The following is a 23,751-nucleotide window of genomic DNA, read 5'->3' as shown; positions in this document are numbered from 1 at the left end:
GGATTCGCCGGAGCCTCAGACCGAGAAGTACTTCGCCTCGGGGTGGTGGAACACGAATGCGTCGGTCGACTGCTCGGGATGCAGCTGCAGCTCCTCGCTGAGCTCGACGCCCATGCGCTCGGGCTTCAGCAGCTCGACGACCTTGCGGCGATCCTCCATGTCGGGGCAGGCCGGGTAGCCGAGCGAGAACCGTGCGCCGCGGTACTCGAGCTTGAAGAGGCCGGCGGTGTCGGTCGGGTCTTCGGACGAGAACCCGAGCTCCGAGCGGATGCGGGCGTGCCAGTACTCGGCGAGCGACTCGGTGAGCTGCATCACGAGGCCGTTGAGCTCGTAGTAGTCGCGGTACCGGTTCTCGGCGAAGAGCTTCGCGGTGACCTGGTCGATGTGGGCGCCGGCGGTCACGAGCTGCACGGGCAGCACGTCGACCTGTCCGGACTCCTTCGACCGCACGAAGTCGGCGAGGCAGAGGTGGCGATCGCGGCGCTGGCGCGGGAAGTGGAAGCGCAGGCGCTCCTCGCCCGGCGCGCCACCGGAGCCGCCGTCGGGCGCGAGCAGCCCGGCCGGCCCGAGTGCGCCGGAGGGGTCGTCGCCGTGGTGCAGCACGACGAGGTCGTCGCCGTCGCTCACGACGGGGAAGTAGCCGTACGCGACCGAGGCGTCGAGCATGCCCTCGCCGAGGATGCGGTCGAGCCAGTAGCGCAGGCGCGGGCGCCCCTCGGTCTCGACGAGCTGCTCGTACGAGAGGCCGTCTTCGCCGCGTCCGGGCTTGAGCCCCCACTGCCCCATGAACGTGGCCCGCTCGTCGAGGAACGCGGCGTAGTCGGCGAGCGCGATGCCCTTCACGATGCGGGTGCCCCAGAACGGCGGCGCGGGAATCGGGTTGTCGGATGCGACATCCGACCGCCCCGGCATGGCCTCGGGCTCGGTGAGCGTGAGCTTCGACCCCGCACTGTGGATGCGCTTCTTCAGCGCGGGCAGGCCGACCTCACCGGGGTCGGCGCCGCGTGCGACCTTCACGAGCGGCTCCATGAGCGTGAGGCCCTCGAACGCGTCGCGGGCGTAGCGCACCTCGCCGTCGAAGAGGCTCGCGAGGTCGTCCTCGACGTAGGCGCGCGTGAGGGCGGCGCCGCCGAGGATGATCGGCCACTTCTTCGCGAGGCCGCGCGACTGCAGCTCCTGCAGGTTCTCCTTCATCACGACGGTCGACTTCACGAGCAGGCCCGACATGCCGATGACGTCGGCGCCGTGCTCCTCTGCGGCGGCGATGATGTCGGCGATCGGCTGCTTGATGCCGAGGTTGATCACCTCGTAGCCGTTGTTCGTGAGGATGATGTCGACGAGGTTCTTGCCGATGTCGTGCACGTCGCCGCGCACCGTGGCGATGACCATCTTTCCCTTGCCGCCCGACGTGGACTTCTCCATGTGCGGCTCGAGCAGCGCGACCGCGGCCTTCATGGTCTCGGCCGACTGCAGCACGAACGGCAGCTGCATCTCGCCGGAGCCGAAGCGTTCGCCGACGACCTTCATGCCCTCGAGCAGGTGGTCGTTGATGATCTGGAGCGCGCTCAGGCCGCCCTCGCGGGCGAGGTCGAGGTCGGCCTCGAGGCCCTTCGAGGCGCCGTCGATGATGCGACGCTCGAGGCGCTCCCCCACGGGCAGGGCGGCGAGCTCGGCCGCGCGCTGGTCGCGGAGCGCGGCGGTGTCGACGCCGGCGAAGAGGTCGAGCATGACGGCGAGCGGGTCGTAGGTCGTCGCACCCTCGTCGTCGTACTCGCGGCGGTCCCACACGAGGTCGAGCGCGACCTTGCGCTGCTCCTCCGAGAGCGAGGCGAGCGGCACGATCTTCGCGGCGTCGATGATGCCGGAGTCGAGTCCGGCCTCGACGGCCTCGTGCAGGAACACCGAGTTCAGCACGCTGCGAGCAGCAGGGTTGAGGCCGAACGACACGTTCGAGACGCCGAGCGTGGTGTGGATGCCCGGGTACTTGGCGTTCAGGCGGCGGATCGCCTCGATCGTCTCGATCGCGTCGCGGCGGGTCTCCTCCTGGCCGGTCGCGATCGGGAACGTGAGGCAGTCGACGATGAGGTCCTCGACGCGCATGCCCCACTCGTCGACGAGGGCATCGACGAGACGCGAGGCGATGCGCATCTTGTCGTCGGCGGTGCGGGCCTGGCCCTGCTCGTCGATCGTGAGCGCGATCACGGCCGTGCCGTGCTCCTTCACGAGCGGCATGATGCGCCCGAACCGGCTCGTCGCGCCGTCGCCGTCTTCATAGTTGACCGAGTTCACGACGGGGCGGCCGCCGATGAGCTCGAGTCCGGCGGCGATCACGGCCGGCTCGGTCGAGTCGATCACGAGCGGCAGCGTCGAGGCGCTCGCGAAGCGAGACACGACCTCGCGGATGTCGTCGACACCGTCGCGGCCGACGTAGTCGACGCACACGTCGAGCAGGTGCGCCCCCACGCGGATCTGGTTGCGCGCGATCTCGACGCACTCGTCCCACTCGCCGGCGAGCATCGCCTCGCGGAAGGCCTTCGACCCGTTCGCATTCGTGCGCTCGCCGATCGCGAGGTACGACGCGTCCTGGTGGAACGGCACGTGCTGGTAGAGGCTCGCCACGCCCGCCTCGGGCTTCGGGTCGCGAGCGGATGCCGCGGCATCCGCGGTGAGCGAGGCGCGCAGCGGCCGCAGCCGCTCGACGACCGCGAGCATGTGCTCGGGCGTCGTGCCGCAGCATCCGCCGATCAGGCCGAGGCCGAACTCGCGCACGAACTGCTCGTGCGCGGTCGCGAGCTCTGCGGGCTCGAGCGGGTAGTGCGCGCCGTTCGCCCCGAGCACGGGCAGCCCGGCGTTCGGCATGCACGCCACCGGCACGCGCGAGTGCTTCGAGAGGTGCCGCAGGTGCTCGCTCATCTCGGCCGGGCCGGTGGCGCAGTTCAGGCCGATCGCGTCGACCCCGAGCGGTTCGAGCGCGGTGAGCGCTGCGCCGATCTCGCTGCCCATGAGCATGGTGCCGGTGGTCTCGACGGTCACCTCGACGAAGATCGGCAGGCGGATGCCGCGGCTCACGATGGCCTGCTTGCAGCCGTTGACGGCGGCCTTGGTCTGCAGGAGGTCCTGCGAAGTCTCGATGAGGAACGCGTCGGCGCCCCCGTCGATGAGGCCCTCGGCCTGCAGGGCGAACGTCTGCTTGAGGTGGTCGTAGGTGGTGTGCCCGAGGCTCGGCAGCTTGGTGCCCGGGCCCATCGAGCCGAGCACCCAGCGTACGCGACCGTCGGCGGCCTCGGCGGCCTCGACCCGCTCGCGCGCGATGCGGGCGCCGGCCTCGGCGAGCTCGTGGATGCGGTCGTCGATGCCGTAGTCCGACAGGTTCGACCAGTTCGCGCCGAACGTGTTCGTCTCGATCGCGTCGATGCCGACGGCGAGGTACTCGTCGTGGATGTCGGCGATCATGTCTGGCCGGCTCACGTTGAGGATCTCGTTGCAGCCCTCGAGCTGGCGGTAGTCGTCGAGGGTCGGCTCGTGCCGCTGCAGCATGGTGCCCATCGCGCCGTCGGCGATGACCACGTTCGCCCGCACCGCGTCGAGCAGCGCCTGGGACCGTGTCGGGCGCGCGACGCCGTCGATGTCGAGGGGGAAGCGGGGTTCGATCAACGTGCCGGTCACTCGCGCGAGTCTAATGAGCGGCGCCTGCAGCCGCTTGCGATGATGTGTTCATGACACTGCCTGAGCTCGACGACCTGCTCTCCTCCGCCCGCGTCGTCGCGCTGCCGCTCGTCACGCGGTTCCGCGGCATCGACGTGCGCGAGGCCCTGCTGCTCGAGGGGCCGCACGGGTGGACCGAGTTCAGCCCGTTCGTCGAGTACGACGACCGCGAGGCGTCCGTCTGGCTCGAGGGCGCGCTCGACTACGGCTGGAACGCGACGCCGACCGCCCTGCGCGACCGCATCCCCGTGAACGCGACCGTGCCGGGCGTCGACCCCGACAGCGTCGCCGCCGTGCTCGCCCGCTTCCCCGGCTGCCGCACCGCGAAGGTGAAGGTCGCGGCGAGCGACCAGACGCTGGCGCAGGATGTCGCGAGGGTGCGCGCCGTGCGCGAGGTGCTCGGCCCAGAGGGCCGCATCCGCGTCGACGCGAACGCCGGCTGGAACGTCGACGAGGCCGAGCACGCGATCCACGCGCTCGCGGAGTTCGACCTGGAGTACGTCGAGCAGCCGTGCCCGAGCATCGACGACCTCGTCGAGATCCGCCTGCGCACGAAGTACATGGGCATCCCCATCGCGGCCGACGAGAGCGTGCGCAAGGCCGACGATCCGCTCGCCGTCGCCGAGGCCGGTGCTGCCGACCTGCTCGTGATCAAGGCGCAGCCCCTCGGCGGCATCCGCCGGGCGCTCCGCATCACCGAGGCCGCCGGCCTGCCCGTGGTGGTCTCGAGTGCGCTCGACACGAGCGTTGGGCTCGCGATGGGCGCCGCGCTCGCGGCATCCGTCACCGAACTCGACTACGACTGCGGGCTCGGCACGGCCTCGCTACTGGCGGCGGATGTCACGGGCTCGCCGCTCGTGCCCGTCGACGGCGCGATCGACGTGCGCCGGGTCGTGCCCGATGCCGCCCTGCTCGACCGGTACGCGGCCTCGCCCGAGCGCACGGACTGGTGGCTGGAGCGCCTCGGCCGCTGCCACGCGGTGCTCGCGGCACCTGCGGACTGACGCACCCGCCGTCCCGACATCGACGGATGAGAGAATGCACGCACTCGTGCGTCGGCGCATCGGCGCCACGGAGTTCCCCCTACAGGAGGCATTGATGCAGGCTCGCCATCGGCTCGCCCTGACCGGCTCGATCGTCGCGTTCGCGGCCCTGACGCTCGCGGGGTGCACGGCCTCCCCGTCGGGCGACGCGTCCGCGAGCGATGCGGCGTCCGACAGCCCGAAGCCGACCGCGAGCGCGAGCACCCCGGCGACGGATGCCGCAGCCGACGACGATGCCGCCGGAACCGCCGCATCGAACTGCCTCGTGGGCGACTGGGTGCTCGCCGACGAGCAGATGCAGCGCTACTACGACCAGGTCAACGCCGACCTCGCGGAGTACGCGATCGTCTACGACCCGACCGGCGGCTCGGGCCTGTCCTTCGACGAGGACGGCACGTACGCGTACACGCCCGCCCTCTCGCTCTCCGTCGACATCGCCGGCCTGCCTGCCGAGGGAACGCTCGGCGGAACCCTGTCGGGCCAGTACGCCGTCGACGGCGACACCCTCACGACCAGCAACGACACGAACGACCTCACCATGGACGTCACGGTCGACGGCGTCGAGATGGACGGCACGCCCGTGACCGAGCAGATCCTCGCGTCGCCGATCATGTCGGCTCCGTACGACTGCTCGGGCGAGACGCCCGTGATCCACTTCTCGACCGGCGCGAGCACCGTGCCGCTCACGCTCTCACGGGGCTGAGCCACGAGGGCTTCCGGGCACGTCGGTCGAGTAGGCGCCCCGGCGCCGTATCGAGGCCCATCCGGAGACGGGCCTCGATACGGCCGCAGACGGCCTACTCGACCGGCGCAGGCCTCAGTAGACGAGCAGCGGGATCGGCAGCGACTTCGAGTCGCTGAAGCCCTCGCCGCCGTCGAACGAGGTGCGGATCAGGTGCAGCCCCTTGCCGAGCTTCGGCAGGTCGATCGAGAAGCGGCCGCGGTCGGATGCCTTCAGGGCGACCGTCGCGACGACCTTGCCGCCGTCGAGCACGGTGACGGTGCCGACCGGGCGCCCGCCGTCGACCGCGAACGTCTGGCCGACGACCTTGACCGCGGATCCGGCCTTCGCGAGCAGCTTGTTCGGCGCGGCGATCGTGAACGTCGCCACGGCGGGCGGCGGCTGCTCGTCGACCAGCACCGCGACCGAACGAGCCGGGATGGTGACCGAGCCCGTCGCGGCATCCCACCTCGTCGTCTTCACGACCGCGTCGGAACCGGATGCCTGCGCCTTCGCGAGGGCGAATCCGCGACCCTGCAGTCCGTCGACCTGCTCGGTGACCGCCTCGGGCGAGGCGTTGAACACCACGAGGGCGCCGTCGAGCTCCGGGTCGACGTCGGCGCCGACCAGGTCGTCGACGAGCATCGTGATGAGGCCCGGCGTGGCATCCGCTCCACTGTTCGGGAACGAGACCTTCTCGTCGATCAGCGAAGCCGAGCCCAGCTGCAGCAGGTCGACCGACGAGCGCACGCGCAGCAGGTCGAGGGCGGATGCCTCGGCCGCCGCGATGTCGGCCGGCGCCGGCTTCAGTGCGGCGTTCTCGAGCAGCGGCGTCATGATCGACCACTTCTCGCCGTTGTCGGCCTCGTTCGGCAGGCCCGACCCGAAGGTCGACTCCTGACCGGTCCAGTCGATGCGGTTGAACCAGTCGCCCGAGTTGTAGCTGTTGCGGTCGAGCGACTTCGAGCGCAGCAGCTCGGTGCCCGCGTGCCAGAACGACGGCGACTGCGACAGGGTGACCGTCGCGAGCGACAGCGTGTTCATGCGCACGCGGTCGGCCATCGACGTGTCGGTCGGCAGCTTGAACACCGAGAGGTCGTAGAGCGTCTCGTTGTCGTGGGCGTCGACGTAGTTGATCACCTCGTCGGGCTGGTCGGCGTAGCCGGCGGGCGCCCCCCGGTAGTCGAGCTCGTCGCCGCGCACGGTCTCGCCCGCGGCATCCGTCAGCTCGTACGCCCGCAGGTTGCCCGCGAGCCCGAGCTTGACCAGGTCGGTCTGGTGCCCGAGGTCGGTGAGCTGGTCGGCCTGCGACGGCGTGCCCGGCTGCCCGTTCGGGTCGGTGCCGAGGCCGGTGCCGAAGCCCTGCTGGAACGTCGACGTGCCGTCGACGGGGCTGCCGCCGTGCACGGCGTCGCGGAGTCGGTCGTTGAACGTGCCGATGCCCGTGCCGCCGAGCTGTCCCTGCGTGGCCTGCTCGAAGAGCGCGTTGTTCGCAACCTCGCCGAAGTTCCAGCCTTCGCCGTACAGGTAGACCTTCGACCCGTCGACGCCGTCCTTCTTCAGCGTGAGTCCGTCGAGCGCCGCGCGGATCGCGAGCATGTTCGCCTTCGAGTGGTGGCCCATGAGGTCGAAGCGGAACCCGTCGACCTTGTACTCCTTCGCCCACAGCACGACCGAGTCGACCATGAGCTTCTCGGCGACCTCGTGCTCGGTGGCCACGTTCTGGCAGCACGTCGAGGTCTCGACCGCGCCGGCCGCGTTCAGCCGCTGGTAGTAGCCGGGCACGATGCGGTCGAGCACCGACTTCTGGCCCTGGCCGGCCTCGGCGGTGTGGTTGAACACCTGGTCGAGCACGACCTGCAGGCCCATGCCGTGCAGGGCGCCGACCATCTCGCGGAACTCCTCGACACGTGCGCCGCCATCGGCGTCGACGGCGTACGAGCCCTCGGGAGCCTGGAAGTGGAACGGGTCGTAGCCCCAGTTGAACCCGTCGAGGTCGCGGATCGCGTCGATGCACGCCTGCTGCTCGGGTGATGCCGGGCCGTACGACGCGAGATCGCACTCGGGCGTCGCCTGGGCGTCGCGCTCCTCCTCGATCGTGGCGATGTCGAAGGTGGGCAGCAGGTGCACGGTGTTGATGCCCGCGGCCGCCAACTGCTTCAGCTGCGCCGTGCCGGCCGAGTCCGCCGTGAACGCCTTGTACGTGCCGCGCTGGTCCTCGGGCACCGACTCGTCGGTGATCGAGAAGTCCCGAACATGCAGCTCGTAGATCGCCCGGTCGACGGGGCGCTCGACGACCGGCGCCTTCGCCTTCGTCCACTGCTTCGGGGCGAGCGAGGCGTCGTCGAGGTCGACGACGACCGTGCGTGCCGAGTTCGGCGTGAGCGCGACCGAGTACGGGTCGGTCACCGAGTTCGTCTCGTAGGCGCCCGTAGTCGGGGCGAAGACGTCGACCGACCAGCGGTACTCGTCGCCCTTGCGCAGGCCCTCGACGGTCCAGGTGCCGTCGGCGGCGTTCCACTCGGCGTCGAGGCGCTGGGGGTCGCCGGTGGCGCCGGCATCCCATCGCTCGAGTGCCACGTCGCGGGCCGTCGGCGCCCAGAGCGTCGCATCAGCCTTCTTCCCGTGCCAGCCTGTGCCGAGGGCCGCGGATGCCACGGCGTCGGCGTACAGGTCGTCGAGCACGCCGGGCAGCTGCACGCCGGTGAAGGCGCTCAACTCGCCGTCGGTCGTCTGCGCGACCGCCAGCTGACGGGTGAGGAGCTGCTGCACGTCACCGCGGTCGAGGCCGACCGGGTGCAGGGCGACGAAGCCCTCGAGCGCCGGGAACTTCGCGAGCTGCTCGTCGGTGAGGCCCGCGGCGTCGCGCTCGAGCTCGATCGGCTCGCCGCCGCCCGTGACCTCGCCGTCGACGACCGCAAGGGTCGCCTCGTCGGAGTGCTGCAGGGTCCACACGGTGTCATCGGCGGATGCCGCGCCGAGCAGTTCGGCCGGCCAGGCCAGCGTGTCCTCGCTCACCCAGTGCGCGCGCGTCTGCCCGGTGCCCGCGAGCGGCGGGTCGCTCACGATGATCTCGAGCACGTGCGTCGCGAGGGTGTAGCGGAACTCGATGAGCTTGCCGCCGGTCGCCGTGAAGGCGTAGTTGCCGCCTCCCGGCGCGCCGCCGACGCCGTAGTTCTCATCCCAGCTGCGGCCGTGCACGACCTTCGTCTCGTATGCCCCATCGGGAATGCGGCTGGTCGAGAAGGTGTAGACGCCGTCCTTGTCGCCGTCCTGCATGAGCGAGGCGAGGCATTCGGGCTGCCAGTCGCCCGGGCAGCCGACCTCGGACTGGAAGCTGCCGGGCAGCGTCACGACGGGGCCCTCGGCGGTCGAGGAGACCACGTGGGTCTCGGGGTTCCAGAAGAAGGTGATGGGCTGGGTGCCGTCGGTCGTGTACGAGACGTTGCCGCCGTTCGGCTCGCCGTTCGCGCCGTAGTTGAGGTCCCAGCTGCCGTTGATCGCGACCTTGTACTCGTAGTCGCCGGCCGGGATCGTGAAGGTGCCCTCGTAGATGCCGTCGGCGCGCTTCGTGAGCTTCGCGACCTCGCAGCCCGGTGCCCAGTCGCCCGCGCAGCCCATCTCGGAGTTGTGGCTGCCCGGAATCGTCACGAGGTCGATCGGCTGCTCGGGCTCCTCCTCCTCGACGAGGTTCACGGGGTTGCCGACGCTCGCGTAGGTGCTGGCCGCCGAGCGGTGGCCGGCGGCATCCGTCGACACCGCGCGGTACTCGAGGAGGGTGCCGTTCGCGAGGCCGTCCGTGTCGTGGAAGACGCGGGGGCTGGTGTCCTCGGCGGTACCGAGCGCGTGCCAGGCGTCGTCGCCCGTCGCGCCGGCCACGCGCCAGGCGAAGCTCGTCTCCTGCCACGTGTCGTCGTCGACGTCGGCCACGACCGGCGTGATGCCGGTGACGCCCGCGCCCGCCGCCGGGGTCGAGACGGTGATGGCGGCTGCCGCGTCAGGTGCGCTGACCGTGCGATCGGCCTTCCACACCACGGCGCCGAGCGCCGGCACGGTCACGGATGCCACGCCATCGGCGTCGGCCGTGACCGCGGTGCTGTCGCCCGAGAGCACCGAGAACTGGCCGCCGACGGTGAGCGTCGGCACCTCGACGGTGCGCGGCTCGTTCGCGTTGTTCGCGGCGACGAGGTACTCGACCTTCTCGGTGCGGTCGACGCGGCTGAACGCGTACACGCCCGCGCCGTTGTCGACGTAGCGCTCGATCTGGGCGCCCGTCGCGAGGGCGGGGTGCGCCTGGCGCAGCGCCGAGAGCGCCGCGATGTGCTCGTAGAGCGGGGCATCCGTGTCGTAGCGATCGACGCTGCCCGCGTTCTCGCCCGTGACCAGCGGCTGGTTCTGGTACTCGGCGACCTGGCTCGCGAAGAGGGTCTGGCGGGCGCTCTGGTCGCCGCCGATGCCAGCGAAGCCCTGCTCGTCGCCGTAGTAGACGACCGGCTGGCCGCGGGTGAGGAAGAGCAGCTCGTGCGCGAGCTCGTCGCGTTCGAGCGGGGCATCCGTCGACTGCAGGAACGAGCCGACGCGGCCCATGTCGTGGTTGCCGAGGAACGTCGGCAGTGCCGTCGCCGACGAGTCGGAGGTCGTGTAGTAGTCGTCGCCCGCGAACAGCGACTGCAGGTTCTTCGCCGAGTTGCCCGCGGCGAAGCTCACGGCCTGCGACTGGAAGGTGAAGTCGAGCACCGAGTTCATGTCGGTCTTGCGCACGTAGGGCGAGAGCTTCTGCGGGTCGGCGTCGTAGACCTCGCCGAACATGAAGAAGTCGGGCTTGTCGTGTGCGTGCGCGTAGTCGAGCACCTGCGTCGACCACTGCTCCCAGAACTCGAAGTTCACGTGTTTGGCCGTGTCGATGCGGAACCCGTCGATGCCGAGGTCGATCCACTGGTCGTACACGTCGACGAAGCCGTTGACGACGGTCGGGTGCTCGGTCATGAGGTCGTCGAGGCCGACGAAGTCGCCATAGGTGACGGACTCGCCCTCCCACGTCGAGTCACCGCGGTTGTGGTACAGCGTGGGGTCGTTCAGCCAGGCCGGGACCTTGAGGTCGGCGTCCTCGGGGCGCACGACCGGCGTGTACGGGAAGCTCGTCGCCGCGTCGAGCGTCGGGAACGGCGTGGTGCCGTCGGCGTAGTCGGAGAGGTCGATCTCCTCGCCGCCGGCGTCGGTGTACGGGCTCGTCGCCTGGTCGATGTACGAGTACTCCTTCTGCTCGTAGTCGATGACGTCGGCCGTGTGGTTCGTGATGATGTCGAAGTAGACCTTGATGCCCTTGGCGTGGGCCTCGGCGATGAGGGCCTCGAGTTCGGCGTTCGTGCCGAGGTGCGGGTCGATCTGGGTGAAGTCGGTGACCCAGTAGCCGTGGTAGCCGGCACTCGCGTTCGCGCCCTCGCCCTGCACCGGGCGGTTCTTGAAGCTCGGGGTGAGCCAGATCGCCGTCGTGCCGAGGCCGTCGATGTAGTCGAGCCGGTCGCGCAGGCCCTGCAGGTCGCCGCCGTTGTAGAACGCGCGGCTCGTCGGGTCGAACCCGGTCGTGAGCGCGTCGCCGGTGAGGCCGCCCTGGTCGTTCGACGGGTCGCCGTTCGCGAACCGGTCGGTCATCACGAAGTAGAAGGTCTCGTCGCTGCCGGGCTGGCGCACCGGGTCGGCGACGAGCGCGGCGTCGGCCTCGTCGGAGTAGGCGGAGCGGATGCCGGTCGACTCGAGCCCGACGCGCTTCAGCGTGTCGTCGAAGACCACGCGCACCGCCGTGTCACCCGCGACGGTGAGCGGGATGTTGTCGCCGCCGCCGTTCAGGCCGTAGGACTCCCCCCACGAATCGTTCACCGCGACCTTGTACTCGTACGTGCCGGCCGGCACCGTGAAGTCCGCGGCGTAGACGCCCGGCGTCCCGGTGGCGAGCAGCTCGGTCTCGGGGCACGCGGGCTCCCAGTCGCCGCCGGCACCCGCACCGAGGTCGGCGCAGCCGAGCTCCGACTGCAGCGAGCCGACGAGGGCGAACGTGCGGGGCTCCTCGGCCGCGGCGGCGAGGCCCGGCACGACGGCCAGGGCCGATGCTGCGAGTGCGGTCGAGACGGCGAGTGCGAACCAGCTTCGAGCACGTGCCTGTTGCGTCATCCTTGACTCCCGATTTCGGGCACGACCTCGTGCCACCGACATTGGAGCCGAAGCTAGCAGTGGCCGCAAGGTTAATGCAAGCGCTTGCAGATTTCTGCTGATTCGCTTGCGGTGGATTCAAGCCTGTGCCTATCTTTGGGGGCAGTCGTCGTCGTGACGCGGCTGCCGCATCGACGCGGCGGCGGCGCGATCACCCGGACTCCCGGCCGGAGAATCGCTGATCTGCAAAGGATCCACTCCCATGTCCGACCATCCGATCGACGGCGCCTCGAGCGCGGTCCCACTCCGCAAACGCTTGCGATTCCTCGCGACCATCCTGCTCGGGGCGCTCATCGCGACGCTCCTCGCCACGGTGCCGTCACCCGCCGACGACCCGGCGGATGCCGCGGCTCCCGGGCCGCGCGACACCACCGCCGTGCTCTTCTCCTGGACCTGGAACGCCATCGCCCGCGAGTGCACCGACAACCTCGGCCCCGCCGGGTACGGATACGTGCAGACCTCGCCGCCGCAGGAGCACGTGCAGGGCTCCGAGTGGTGGACGTCCTACCAGCCGGTCAGCTACAAGATCGAGTCGCGGCTCGGCACGCGGGCCGAGTTCAAGGCGATGGTCGACACCTGCCACGCCGCGGGCGTCAAGGTCATCGCCGACGCCGTCATCAACCACATGAGCGGCAAGAGCGCGGGCGGCACCGGCTGGGCCGGCTCGTCGTTCCAGCACTACGACTACCCCGGCATCTACCAGTCGCAGGACTTCCACTCCTGCCGCCGCGACATCTCGAACTACCAGAACCGCACCGAGGTGCAGGAGTGCAACCTCGTGAACCTCTCCGACCTGAACACCTCGTCGTCGTACGTGCAGGGCAAGATCGCCGGATACCTCAACGACCTCGTCGCGCTCGGCGTCGACGGGTTCCGCATCGACGCCGTGAAGCACATCGCCGCGAGCGACATGCAGGGCATCCTGTCGAAGGTGAACGACCGCGCCCGGCTCTACGTCGTGCAGGAGGTGATCCGGGCGAACGAGCCGATCCAGCCCGAGGAGTACACCTCGTACGGCGACATCCACGAGTTCGCCTTCGCCCGCAAGCTCAAGGAGGCCTTCGGCGGCGGCACGATCAACTGGCTGGTGACGGGGAACGGCATCGGTCCTTCGTGGGCCGGGTTCCTGCCGAACCAGAACGCCGCCGTGTTCGTCGACAACCACGACACCGAGCGCAACGGCGAGACCCTGAGCTACAAGGACGGCGCGGCCTACGACCTCGCCCAGATCTTCACGCTCGCGTGGAACTACGGCTCGCCGTCGATCCATTCCGGCTACGAGTTCTCGAACAAGGAGGCGGGCCCCGCGCTCGCCGGCAACGGCGAGGTCGTCGACCCCGTCTGCGGCCAGAACGGCTGGACATGCAAGCACGCGCAGACCTCGATCGAGAACATGGTCGGGTTCCGCAACGCGACGTACGGCACCTCGATCACGTCCAAGTGGGACAACGGGTCGACCGCCATCGCGTTCGGCCGCGGCGACAAGGGTTTCGTGGCGATCAACCGCGGCGGGTCGCTCACCCGCACCTTCCAGACCTCGCTGCCCGCCGGCGCCTACTGCAACGTGACCGTCGGCCTGCCGACGGCGAGCGGATGCTCCGCGGGAGGCGTCGTGACCGTGAACGCCGCAGGCCAGCTCACCGCGACGGTCGACGCGAACCGGGCCATCGCCCTGCACGTCGGCGCCAAGGCCGGACAGGGCGGCACGGATCCGGGAACCGACCCCGGCACGAATCCCGGCGCCGGCGACCTGACGGTGTACTACTCGACCTCGAAGGGGTGGAGCGCCCATAACGTGCACTACCGGGTCGGGTCGGGCGCGTGGACGACCGCTCCGGGAACCGGCATGGCCGCGGCCTGCGCGGGCTGGGTGTCCAAGGTCGTCACCGGAGGCGCCTCCGGCATCACGGCCGCGTTCAACAACGGCGCAGGCACGTGGGACAACAACGGGGGCCGCGACTACGCCCTGAGCGGCACGATCGCGACGGTCGCGAACGGGGTCGTGGGCGCGGCGAACCCGTGCGGCGGTACGCAGCCGGCCACCACGACCACCGTGTACTACGCGACAGCCTGGGCCACCGCGAACATCCACTACCGCGTCGGCAACGGCTCGTGGACCACGGCGCCCGGTACCTCGATGACCGCCGCGTGCACCGGCTGGAAGGTGAAGACCATCGAGCTCGCCGGCTCGACGGGCATCACCGCCGCCTTCAACAACGGCACCGGCACCTGGGACAACAACGGCGGCGCCGACTACGCGATCGGATCAGGAGCGGTGAAGGTGTCCAACGGCACCGTCACGGCAGGATCCCCGTGTAGCTGAGAGACCTCGCGGCTGCCGAGACCTTCGGCGCCGCGAGCTGGGAAGGGGGCGGCGTCGGGATTCCGGCGCCGCCCTCTCGTTCGTTCACGTGCTCCATCCGGGTCGCCCTCACAGCAGTCGGCCGACCACGACCCTCTGGAACTGCTCCTCGCGGAGGCGCTGGGCGACCTGACGGCGCTCGTGCAGTTCGATGAGTTCCTCGCGGCTCGGAGCGGGCCGGCGGCGGCGCGCGTCGGCCGCGGAGGCGATGAGCATGCCGATGCGCCGCGACATCCGACCGATCAGGCTGATGGGGCCGACCGGGTTGATCGGGCCGGCGGGCACCCGGCCCGGGTCGACGAGTGCGGTGTTCATGATGTCCTCGATTCGCTCGACTGCGCCCGTTCTCGAGCACACCTCAGTTCTACGGCCGGGCATGCCCGCCGCTCATCGGCGACGGATACCGAGATCCCGCGTCGGGCCTACCGAGATCAGGCCGAGAGCATCCCGAGCCGGCGAGCCGCGAGCACCGCGTCCTGCCGCGTCGGCACGTCGAGCTTCATCAGGATCGCGGCGACGTGGCTGTCGACCGTGCGCACCGAGACCACCAGCCGTTCGGCGATCTCGGCATTCGTGAGTCCTTCGACGAGCAGCACGAGCACCCCGAGCTGGCGATCGGTGAGCCCCTCCGGATTGCGCCTGGTCGTGCCGGCAGGGCCGCGCGGAATACCGCGGACGCCACGGGCACGCAGCTCGGCCCTGACCTGACGGGCGAGGGGCACGGCGCCGAGCCGGTCGAGGATCGCGAGCGCCTCGAGCAGGTCGTCGTCGTGCGGACTCTCGGCGAGCGCGTCGGCCTCGTGGTAGGGCGCACCCGCCGCGTGCCACAGGTCCGCGGCGCGCCGCCAGTCTCCCCGCGCCTGGACCGCGGCCGGGTGGTCGAGGTCGGGCGGCATCGTGTCGGCGGCGTCGGCGACGCCGGCCCGCCGCCGCAGCACGGCGAGCTCGGCCGTCTGGTTCACGGCGCCCAGCCGCACCGCCTCCGCATGGGCCGGCCCCACGACCGCGAGCGCCTCCGACGCAGACCCGCGCAGGAGCGCCGCCTCGGCCATGGCCGCGGCGACCGGGCCCGTTCGCTGCAACTCCCCGAGCCTGGTCGCCACGGCGAGTGCCTCGCGGAGGGTCTCTTCACCCTGCGGGTCGCCCCGCCGCACCTGCACGGTGCCGATGACGGTGAGCGCGACGCAGTGCGCGTGCGGAAGCGCCTCGCGGCCGTAGGCCGCAGCGGCGAGGGCTTCGTCCCACTCGCCGCGGGCGAGGTGGAGCCTGGCGTGCTCGACCTTCTGGTAGGTCCAGAGCCCCATCACCTCGGCGCGCTCCGAGAACTCGAGGGCGGCGTCGAGGTGCCGCTCGGCGAGGTCGATGCGGTACTGGTCGAGCAGGCTCCACACGAGGTTCACGTGTGCGCGGGCCGCGTCGTCCATGAGGTTCGCGGCCGCCGCGACCTCGGCCGCCTCGGTGAGCTCGGCGACGCCCGCCTCGTCGTTCAACAGCAGGCGGGCGGTGCCGAGGTTGTTCAGCGAATGCGACAGTGCCCGTCGGTCGCCCGTCTCCCGCGCGATCGCGACCGCGCGCGGCGCCAGCTCGAGCGCGCGCGACAGATCGTGCGCGAGCATCGCGAGCTGCGCCTCGTTGCTCAGCGCGAGCGCGAACAGCGCGCGATCGGTCGAGTTCGTGAGGCATGCGGATGCCTCACGGGCCGTTGCCTCGGCCTCGGCCCGCTGCCCGGCGAGCCAGTGGAACCGCGACGCCCAGCGCAGGCTCGCGCCGAGCGCGGTCGCGTCCCCGGCCGTCCGCCGCGCGTCGAGGACCTCCGCCTGCACGGCCACCGCCTCCTGGTCGGCGCCGAGCGTGTACAGCTCGATCGCGTAGGCCTGCATGAGGTCGACGCGTTCGACCGGGTCGAGTGCCGACGCGTGCTCGAGTGCCGCCCGGAAGTGCACCGCCGCCTGCCGATGGGCGCCGCTGGCCGCCGCATCGCGCGCGGCACGCGGCGCCCACGCGGCCACGACCTCGCCGTCTCCGGCCTCGACGGCGTGCGACACGATGCGAGCGGGATCCGCGTCGAGCTCGAGGAGCACGGCGAGCACGCGGGCGTTCAGCTCGATGCGCCGTGCGGCCGGCATCGCGTCCACGATCGCCCGGCGCGTCAGCTCGTGCCGGAACGCGACGCCGTCGGGCCGCACGGTCAGCAGTCCGCGCTCCTCGGCCGCGCCGAGCGCCGCGGCTCCCCCCGGCACGAGTCGCGCGACCTCGGCACTCGCGACCGCCGAAGGGATCACGGCGAGCTGCTCGACCTGGCCTCGAGCCTCGACCGGCAGGCGATGGAGCCGACCCGTGACCGCGTCGACGACCGAGCGCGGCACGTGCACGGCATCCGCCGACGCGACGAGTTCGCCGACGAAGTACGGGTTGCCCTGCGTCAGGTCGAACACCTGCTTCGGGTCGAGGCCGCGATCGACCGCAATGGCGGCGACGGCCCCCGGCGACAGCCGCGGAACGGCGAGGTGCCGCACGTTCACATGCAGGTCGCCGAGCAGGCGCGCGAGCGGATGCCCATGGTCGATCTCGTCGTCGCGGTAGGTCAGCACGACGAGCACCGGAAGCGTCTCGACCCGCCGGGCCACGAAGGTCAGGGCATCGAGCGTCGCCTCATCGGCCCAGTGCACGTCCTCGATCACGAGCACGGTGCCCGGGGCCCCGGCGAGCTCGTCGCGCAGCGCGTCGAAGACCTCCTCGCGATCGCCCGCGCGAAGCGCCGCCGCCAGGCGCTCCCCGACGAACGGGATCAGGTCGCGCAGCGGGCCCAGGGTTCGCGGCGTGGCGAGTGCGTCGCACGACCCGACCAGCACGCGGCATCCGCTCGGCGGATCGGTGCGGAGCGCCTGCACGAGACTCGACTTGCCGATGCCGGCCTCGCCGTGCACGAGCAGCACCTCGCCTCGCCCGGCCAGCGACGCACGCGCGCCGGAAATGAGCTCGTCGAGTTCGCGCTCGCGTTCCAGCAGCCTCTGCAGCTCCATACAGCGATGGTGCTCCGGCTACCTCGGCCCTGGCAATGCACGACGCACCTTTTCAGGACCACATCGCTCATATCCGCATACTGCAGCCATGACCGATGTGGTCCTGAAAAGGTCGGTGCCAGAGCGGTGGCGGGTGCCCTGCCGGGGGTCTGACGGAGAGCCCGGTGCGGGTCAGGCCCGCCGAGCCGTGCGGCCGGCGCTGCTCAGAGACCCGAGTACGCGTGCAGACCCTTGAAGAACAGGTTGACGACGGTGAAGTTGAACATGACCGTCGAGAAGCCGATGATCGCGAGCCAGGCCGAACGCGAACCGCGCCAGCCGCGGGTCGCACGCGCGTGGATGTAGCCGGCGTAGACCACCCAGATGATGAAGGTCCACACCTCCTTGGTGTCCCAGCCCCAGTAGCGGCCCCAGGCGGCCTCGGCCCAGATGGCGCCGGCCATGAGGGTGAAGGTCCAGAGGATGAAGCCGATGATGGTGACGCGGTAGGCCAGGTTCTCGAGCGTCGCCGAGTCGGGCAGCGTCGCGAGGAACGACCGCCTGACCTGCTTCGCCGTGGCGAGCATCGTCTCGCGGCGCGACTGCATGAGCTGCACGACCGAGAGCGCGAAGCCGAGCGCGAGGAACCCGACCGCCGAGGTCGCCACGAACACGTGGATGACGAGCCAGGCCGACTGCAGTGCCGGCGGCAGGGGCACGACGCTGACGTAGAAGTTCACGGTCGCGATGCCGAGCAGCACGAGCACGAGGCCGGTGATGAACGTGCCGAGGAACCGCAGGTCGTGCTTCGAGACGACGAGCACGAGCAGGTAGACGCTCGTGATGATGAGGGTTCCGGTGAGCGCGAACTCGTACATGTTCGCCCACGGCACCCGCCCGGCCGCGAGGCCGCGGGTGATGTCGGCGGCGAGGTGCAGCGCCCACGCCAGCACGGTCATGGCGACGCCCACTCGCAGCGACGGCGAGCGGCCGTAGGCCACCGACGCGCCTCCGGCCCGGGCGACGGATGCCGCGGCGCGGCCGCCCTTCGACGGTGCGCCCGCCGCCGCGCCGGCGCCCGAAGCGCCCGACACGCGGGCACCTGCGGTGGCGGGAGCCCCCACGGTCGCCGGGGCGCCCACGGTGGCTGGGGTCGCCGAGGATGCGAGCGACGCCGCGGCCGCGGCATCCGCCGCACTGGCGGCGACCGCCGAGCGGCGCGCGAGGTCGATCGCGTAGGCGATGAACGCGATCGCGTAGACGGCCATGGCCGAGTACACGAGGGTGATGGAGATCTCGTCGAGCGTCACGGCTACAACCTTACGTCGTCGGTTTCGCCGGGTCACCGGCGGATTCGGGGTCTTCGGGAGCGCCGGGAGCGCCGGGAGCCGGCGCAACGGCATCGGAGGCGGTGTCGTCGAGATCGTCGTCGACGTCGTCGAGATCGGCCGCCGGGCCCGCGTGCTTGTCGGCGAACGCGGTCACGGCCTCGTCGAGGCCCGGGTCCTCGCCACGGGCGAGCCCCGCGTACTCGAGCACGACCCGGCCGTCTGGGCGCTTCGCGGCCTTCACCCACACGCGGCGGCGCGGGATGAACAGCGACACCAGCAGGCCCGCGATGATGAGGATCGCGAAGACGAGCACCCAGCCCTGCGACGGATCGCGGTGGATGTCGAAGCTCGCGAACCGGTCGACGCTCTGCGAGTAGTCGCCGTCGGCGACGTTCGGCTCGCCCTCGGGGGTCGCGTCCTCGAACGTCACCGTGCCGAGGCCGTTCGGCAGGTCCTGGGTCTGGCCCGGCATGAGCTCGATCGAGTCGACCCCGGTCTTGCCGCCCGTGAGCTGCTCCATGGTCGAGGGGTCGAGCGTGTAGACCGAGGTCGGCTTTCCGCCGTCGATGCCGAGGTCGCCCGAGTAGACGTTGAGCGTCAGCACGGGGTACACGAGGTCGGGGTAGCTCGACGAGTACGCGCCGGAGTCGAGCGTGGTCTGCGTCGGGTAGAAGAACCCGACCATGCCGAGCTGCTCCGGCATGCCGTCGGGCACCTTCACGACGCCGATCGAGGTGAGGTTCGCATCCTGCGGCAGGAACGGGATCGCGTCGGTGAAGACGACCTCGCCGTCGGCGTCGCGCACGGTGATCGTGGGCGCGTAGCCGTTGCCGAGCAGGTAGACGTCGGTGCCGTGCACGCGCAGCGGGTGGTTGACCTTGACCTCGCCGGCGACCGTCTCGTCGCTGTCGCGGCCGGTGATCTCGACGCTCGCGGTGAAGTCGACGGGCTGGCCGAGGGCCTTCTGGTTCTCGGTCTCGTAGACGGCCTCGAGGTCGGTGAGGGTGAGGCGGTACGCATCGAGGTTCGCGTCGTTGAAGAAGCGGCCCGGATTGAACGAGTCGAACGCCGACAGGGTGTTCACGAACGACTGGCCCTCGACGACGACGCGCTGGCCCGCGAATCCGAACCCGCCGCCGATGCCGACGGCCACCAGGATGCCGAGCAGCGCGGTGTGGAACACCAGGTTGCCCGTCTCGCGCAGGTACCCGCGTTCGGCGGAGACCGACGCCTGGCCGCGCAGGTCGTATCGCTCGACGCGGTAGCCGGCGCGCTTGAGCTCGGCCGCGGCACGCGTGATCGCGGCATCCGCCGTCTCACCGTCGGGCAGGTCGCGCTCGGTGTAGCCGCCTAGCCGCGAGAGGCGCGCCGGCGTACGCGGCGGGCGTGCGCGCAGGGCGTCGAAGTGGTGCTTCGTGCGCGGGATGATGCAGCCGATGAGCGAGACGAACAGCAGCAGGTAGATGGCCGAGAACCAGGCCGACGTGTAGACGTCGAACATCTGCAGGTTGTCGAGCACGGGCGCGAGCCGCGGGTTGTCGGAGAAGTACTGGGTGACGCCGTTCGGGTCGCTCGAGCGCTGGGGCACGAGCGAGCCCGGCACCGCCGCGATCGCGAGCAGCAGGAGCAGCAGCAGCGCGGTGCGCATGCTCGTGAGCTGCCGCCACGCGAAGCGCACCCAGCCGGTGAAGCCGAGCTTCGGTTGCGTGACGGATGCCGCGTCGGCCGAGGGTTCGGGCGAGTCGATGTGGTCGTCGGGGCGCGAGAGCGCACCGGGGTCAGATCGCGGGGACAAAGCCGGAGATCACCGCCTGCAGTTCGTACATCCAGATGGTCCAGAGACCGGTGAGCATGAGCAGGCCGATCGCGATGAGCAGCGACCCGCCGATGATGTTGATGGCGCGGATGTGCCGGCGCACGAAGGCGAGCGACCCGGTGACCCAGCCGAAGCCGAGGGCGACGAGCAGGAACGGGATGCCGAGGCCGATGCAGTACGCGAGGCCGAGCAGCACGCTCCGCCACACCGACCCGGAGTCGGCGCTGAGCGTGAGCACGACCGCGAGCGTCGGGCCGATGCACGGGGTCCAGCCGAGGCCGAAGACGACGCCGAGCAGCGGCGCGCCGGCGAGCCCGGTCGCCGGTCGCCACGACGGCTTGATCGTGCGCTGCAGGAACGTGAACTGCCCGATGAAGACGAGGCCCATGACGATGAGCACCACGCCGAGCACCTGGGTGATGACGTCGCCGTAGGCGTTGAACCACGCACCGGCGACGCCCGCGAGCAGGTTGAAGGTCACGAACACGGCGGTGAAGCCGGCGATGAACAGCAGCACGCCGAACACGAGGCGCCGGCGGTACCGGCGCTCCTCGGAAGGCTCCGCCGACGCCTCGACGAACCCGCCGATGTAGCCGAGGTAGCCGGGAACGAGCGGCAGCACGCACGGCGAGAGGAACGAGACGATGCCGGCGGCGAGCGCGATGGGGACGGCGGCGAGCAACTGCCCGTTCAGGACGATCTCGCCGATGCCGCCCACGTCAGGCCTGCTCGTCGAGGACGCGGTCGACGAGCGACTCGAGGATCGACGCCTCGGTGAGCTGGCCGAGCACGCGTGCGGCGACGCGGCCCTCGCGGTCGAGCACGATCGTCGTCGGCACGGCGGCCGGCGGCACGGGGCCCGCGAACGCGAGCTGCGCCTCACCCGACTCGACGTCGAGGATCGACGGGAACGAGACGCCGTACTTCTTCTCGAAGGATGCCGCGGTGCCGGCCTGGTCACGCACGTTCACGCCGATGAACGCCACGTCGGCGTCGTCGGCCTCGTAGCCCTCGTGCACCTCTTCGAGGATCGGGGATTCGACGCGGCAGGGCGCGCAGCCGGCGTACCAGAAGTTCACGACCGTGACCTCGCCGAGCGTGTCGGCGGAGTCGAAGGCGTCGCCCTCGACGGTCTCCCCCGTGAACGCGATGGGCTCGCCGCGGTCGCCCGACTCGTACTCGGAGATGCTGCCGTCGCCGGCGATGTAGTTCTTGCCGCTGCCCTCGCGGAACTGGTCGGCGAGCGGGTCGCTCGTGCAGCCGGTGAGCAGCAGGGCGGATGCCGCGACGAGCGCCGCGACGGCGGTGACGGGCCTGCGCCCGAGAAGGGTTCGACGCATCACACGGCTCCCACGTCGGTGGCCTGCGCGGCGAGGCCGGAGGCGGGGTCACGGTAGTCGACCTCGACGAACCGATCGCCGCGGCGTTCGAGCGTCGTGATGCTCGAGAGCGCGCAGCGGCGGCGGCGGGGGTCGTGTGCGAGCGAGAGGCCCGCGAGCCTGCGGTGCACCATCCAGATGGGCAGCTGGTGGCTGACGATGACGACGTCGCCGCCGTCTGCGTCCTGCCAGGCGTCGGTCACGGCGGCGAGCATGCGGGCGGCGATCGAGCCGAACGGCTCGCCCCAGCTCGGCTCCCACGGGTTGATGAGGAAGCGCCAGTTGCGCGCGTCGCCGAGGGCGCCGCCCGGACCGGTCATGCGCTTGCCTTCGAACCGGTTCTCGGGCTCGATGACGCGTTCCTCGAGCAGCGGTTCGAGGCCGAACGCGGCGGCCACCGGCTCGGCGGACTGCTGGGTGCGCTGCAGTGGCGACGCGATCAGGGAGCTCACGGGGCGCCCGGCCGCGACGAGCAGGTCGGCCGCGGACTGCGCCATCTTGCGCCCGAGGTCGGAGAGCCCGTAGCCGGGGAGTCGCCCGTAGAGCACGCCCTGGGGGTTGAACACCTCGCCATGGCGCACGAGATGGATCTGCTCGGCAGGCACGGTCTCCAGTCTAAGGAGCGCAATCCTTTGAAATCGCCGAGCGTTCGGGGCCGCCGGGCGCTCGGATGCCGCGGAGCGTCGCCGTCTGCGGCCGCGAGCACCGCATTGACCGGTTAGCCCGTTCGCACCGGCCCCGCCCCAGTAGGATTGACCCTCGTGAACGAACGCACCCTGGTCAAGAACCTCGCCGCCCTGCCCGACGGCCCCGTCACGATCGCCGGATGGGTCGAGACCGTCCGCGATCAGAAGAAGGTGCAGTTCGTCATCCTCCGCGATGAGTCCGGCGCCGTGCAGGTCGTGAACCCCGCGACCCGTGAACTCCCCGAGCCCGTCGAGGGCGAGGCCGCCGACGACACGGCGCCCGCTCGGCTGGCGACGACCGAGGCGATCTCGGCGCTCGCACACGGCTCGTTCATCCGCGTCACCGGCGAGCTCAAGCACGACGAGCGCGTGAAGCTCGGCGGGCTCGAGGTCAAGCTCGCGACCCTCGAGGTCGTCTCCGAGGCGAACCCCGAGACGCCGATCGCGTCCGACTCGAGCCTCGACAAGCGCATGGACTGGCGCTTCCTCGACCTGCGCAACCCGAAGCAGGCCCTCATCTTCCGCATCCAGACCACCTTCCTGCACGCGCTGCGCGGGGTCTGGGTCGAGAAGGGCCTCATCGAGATCCAGACGCCGAAGCTCATGGCCTCGGCATCCGAGTCCCGTGCCGAGCTCTTCGAGGTCGACTACTTCGAGGGCAAGGCGTACCTCGCGCAGAGCCCCCAGTTCTTCAAGCAGATGGCGCAGGCCGCCGGGTTCGGCGGCATCTTCGAGGTCGGCCCGGCGTTCCGCGCCGACCCCTCGTTCACCTCGCGCCACGCGACCGAGTTCACCTCGGTCGACACCGAGATCAGCTGGATCGACTCGCACGAAGACGTCATGGCCCTGCATGAAGAGCTCATGGTCGCCGGCTTCCAGGCCGTCGTCGACGCGCACGGCGCCGCGATCCAGGAGCACTTCGGCATCGAGCTGCAGGTGCCGTCGCGTCCGTTCCCGCGCATCCCGCTCGCCGAGGCGAAGCAGATCGTGGCCGACCGCGGCTACGTCGTGCCCCGCGCCGACGCCGACATGGACCCCGAGGGCGAGCGCCAGATCTCGACCTACGTGAAGGAGGCGTTCGGGCACGACTTCGTGTTCCTCACCGACTACGCGTCGAGCATCCGGCCGTTCTACCACATGCGCCACGAGGGCGACGCCGGCCTCACGAACTCCTACGACCTCATCTACAACGGCGTCGAGATCTCGACGGGCGCGCAGCGCGAGCACCGCATCGACGTGCTCGTCGAGCAGGCGAAGGAGAAGGGCCTCGACCCCGAGGAGCTCGAGTTCTACCTCGACTTCTTCCGCTTCGGCGTTCCCCCGCACGGCGGCTTCGGCATGGGCCTCGCGCGCGTGCTGATGCTCATGCTGGGCGAGTCCTCGATCCGCGAGACCACCTACCTCTTCCGCGGCCCGACGCGCCTGCTCCCCTAGCTCTCAATCGCCTCCCTCAGCGGAGGCCGTGATGTCGCGCAAATCGCTCCCATTCACGCCGGATG

General features: G+C 70.7%; 13 protein-coding genes. 4 read left to right on the top strand and 9 right to left on the bottom strand.

Annotated features, from left to right (window positions below; genetic code table 11):
- Positions 1–15: 15 nt before the first annotated feature.
- Positions 16–3,666, bottom strand: coding sequence for a methionine synthase (gene metH / locus ASE68_RS02570; protein WP_055854904.1), 3,651 nt, complete (start codon positions 3,664–3,666; stop codon positions 16–18).
- Positions 3,667–3,716: 50 nt separating this feature from the next.
- Between metH and ASE68_RS02565 the strand changes: the two genes are divergently transcribed.
- On the top strand, positions 3,717–4,709 hold the full coding sequence (locus tag ASE68_RS02565) for an o-succinylbenzoate synthase (protein ID WP_055860557.1): 993 nt from the start codon (positions 3,717–3,719) through the stop codon (positions 4,707–4,709).
- Between the two features lie 94 nt (positions 4,710–4,803).
- Positions 4,804–5,451: a hypothetical protein gene (locus ASE68_RS02560; protein ID WP_235480743.1), complete on the top strand. Its 648-nt coding sequence runs from the start codon at positions 4,804–4,806 to the stop codon at positions 5,449–5,451.
- Positions 5,452–5,565: 114 nt separating this feature from the next.
- Here ASE68_RS02560 and pulA read toward each other — a convergent pair whose 3' ends face one another.
- Positions 5,566–11,637 (bottom strand): pullulanase-type alpha-1,6-glucosidase, encoded by a 6,072-nt coding sequence (pulA, locus tag ASE68_RS02555; protein ID WP_082461890.1) that lies wholly within the window; start codon positions 11,635–11,637, stop codon positions 5,566–5,568.
- 241 nt (positions 11,638–11,878) lie between these two features.
- On the opposite strand from pulA, the gene ASE68_RS02550 reads away from it, so the two are divergent.
- Complete coding sequence (locus ASE68_RS02550; RefSeq protein ID WP_055854900.1) at positions 11,879–13,999, top strand: carbohydrate binding domain-containing protein; 2,121 nt, start codon at positions 11,879–11,881, stop codon at positions 13,997–13,999.
- 108 nt (positions 14,000–14,107) lie between these two features.
- Here the strand turns inward: ASE68_RS02550 and ASE68_RS02545 are convergent, their stop codons facing one another.
- From ASE68_RS02545 to ASE68_RS02515, 7 genes are all read right to left on the bottom strand, one after another.
- Complete coding sequence (locus tag ASE68_RS02545; RefSeq protein ID WP_055854899.1) at positions 14,108–14,353, bottom strand: hypothetical protein; 246 nt, start codon at positions 14,351–14,353, stop codon at positions 14,108–14,110.
- A gap of 116 nt (positions 14,354–14,469) precedes the next feature.
- Positions 14,470–17,061, bottom strand: coding sequence for an AAA family ATPase (locus ASE68_RS02540; RefSeq protein ID WP_055854897.1), 2,592 nt, complete (start codon positions 17,059–17,061; stop codon positions 14,470–14,472).
- A 203-nt stretch (positions 17,062–17,264) separates the two neighbouring features.
- Positions 17,265–18,308 (bottom strand): c-type cytochrome biogenesis protein CcsB, encoded by a 1,044-nt coding sequence (gene ccsB, locus ASE68_RS02535; protein ID WP_055860552.1) that lies wholly within the window; start codon positions 18,306–18,308, stop codon positions 17,265–17,267.
- 52 nt (positions 18,309–18,360) lie between these two features.
- The gene (locus ASE68_RS02530) at positions 18,361–20,166 is read right to left on the bottom strand and encodes a cytochrome c biogenesis protein ResB (RefSeq protein WP_055854895.1); all 1,806 of its coding nucleotides are present in this window, start codon (positions 20,164–20,166) and stop codon (positions 18,361–18,363) included.
- A complete protein-coding gene (locus ASE68_RS02525; protein WP_055854894.1) occupies positions 20,150–20,905 on the bottom strand; it encodes a cytochrome c biogenesis CcdA family protein in 756 nt (251 codons plus the stop codon). Before ASE68_RS02525 ends, ASE68_RS02530 begins: the two co-directional genes overlap by 17 nt.
- 1 nt (position 20,906) lies before the next feature.
- Positions 20,907–21,527 carry a TlpA disulfide reductase family protein gene (locus ASE68_RS02520; RefSeq protein WP_055854892.1) on the bottom strand — a complete coding sequence of 207 codons (621 nt, stop codon included), beginning with the start codon at positions 21,525–21,527 and terminating at the stop codon, positions 20,907–20,909.
- The gene (locus ASE68_RS02515; protein ID WP_055854891.1) at positions 21,527–22,171 is read right to left on the bottom strand and encodes a histidine phosphatase family protein; all 645 of its coding nucleotides are present in this window, start codon (positions 22,169–22,171) and stop codon (positions 21,527–21,529) included. Before ASE68_RS02515 ends, ASE68_RS02520 begins: the two co-directional genes overlap by 1 nt.
- Before the next feature lie 156 nt (positions 22,172–22,327).
- On the opposite strand from ASE68_RS02515, the gene aspS reads away from it, so the two are divergent.
- Positions 22,328–23,686, top strand: a complete 1,359-nt coding sequence (gene aspS, locus ASE68_RS02510; protein WP_055854888.1) for an aspartate--tRNA(Asn) ligase — start codon at positions 22,328–22,330, stop codon at positions 23,684–23,686.
- Positions 23,687–23,751 lie beyond the last annotated feature (65 nt).

The organism is Agromyces sp. Leaf222, from assembly GCF_001421565.1.
Taxonomy (GTDB): domain Bacteria; phylum Actinomycetota; class Actinomycetes; order Actinomycetales; family Microbacteriaceae; genus Agromyces.
This window is presented reverse-complemented; position numbering and strand designations above follow the sequence as displayed.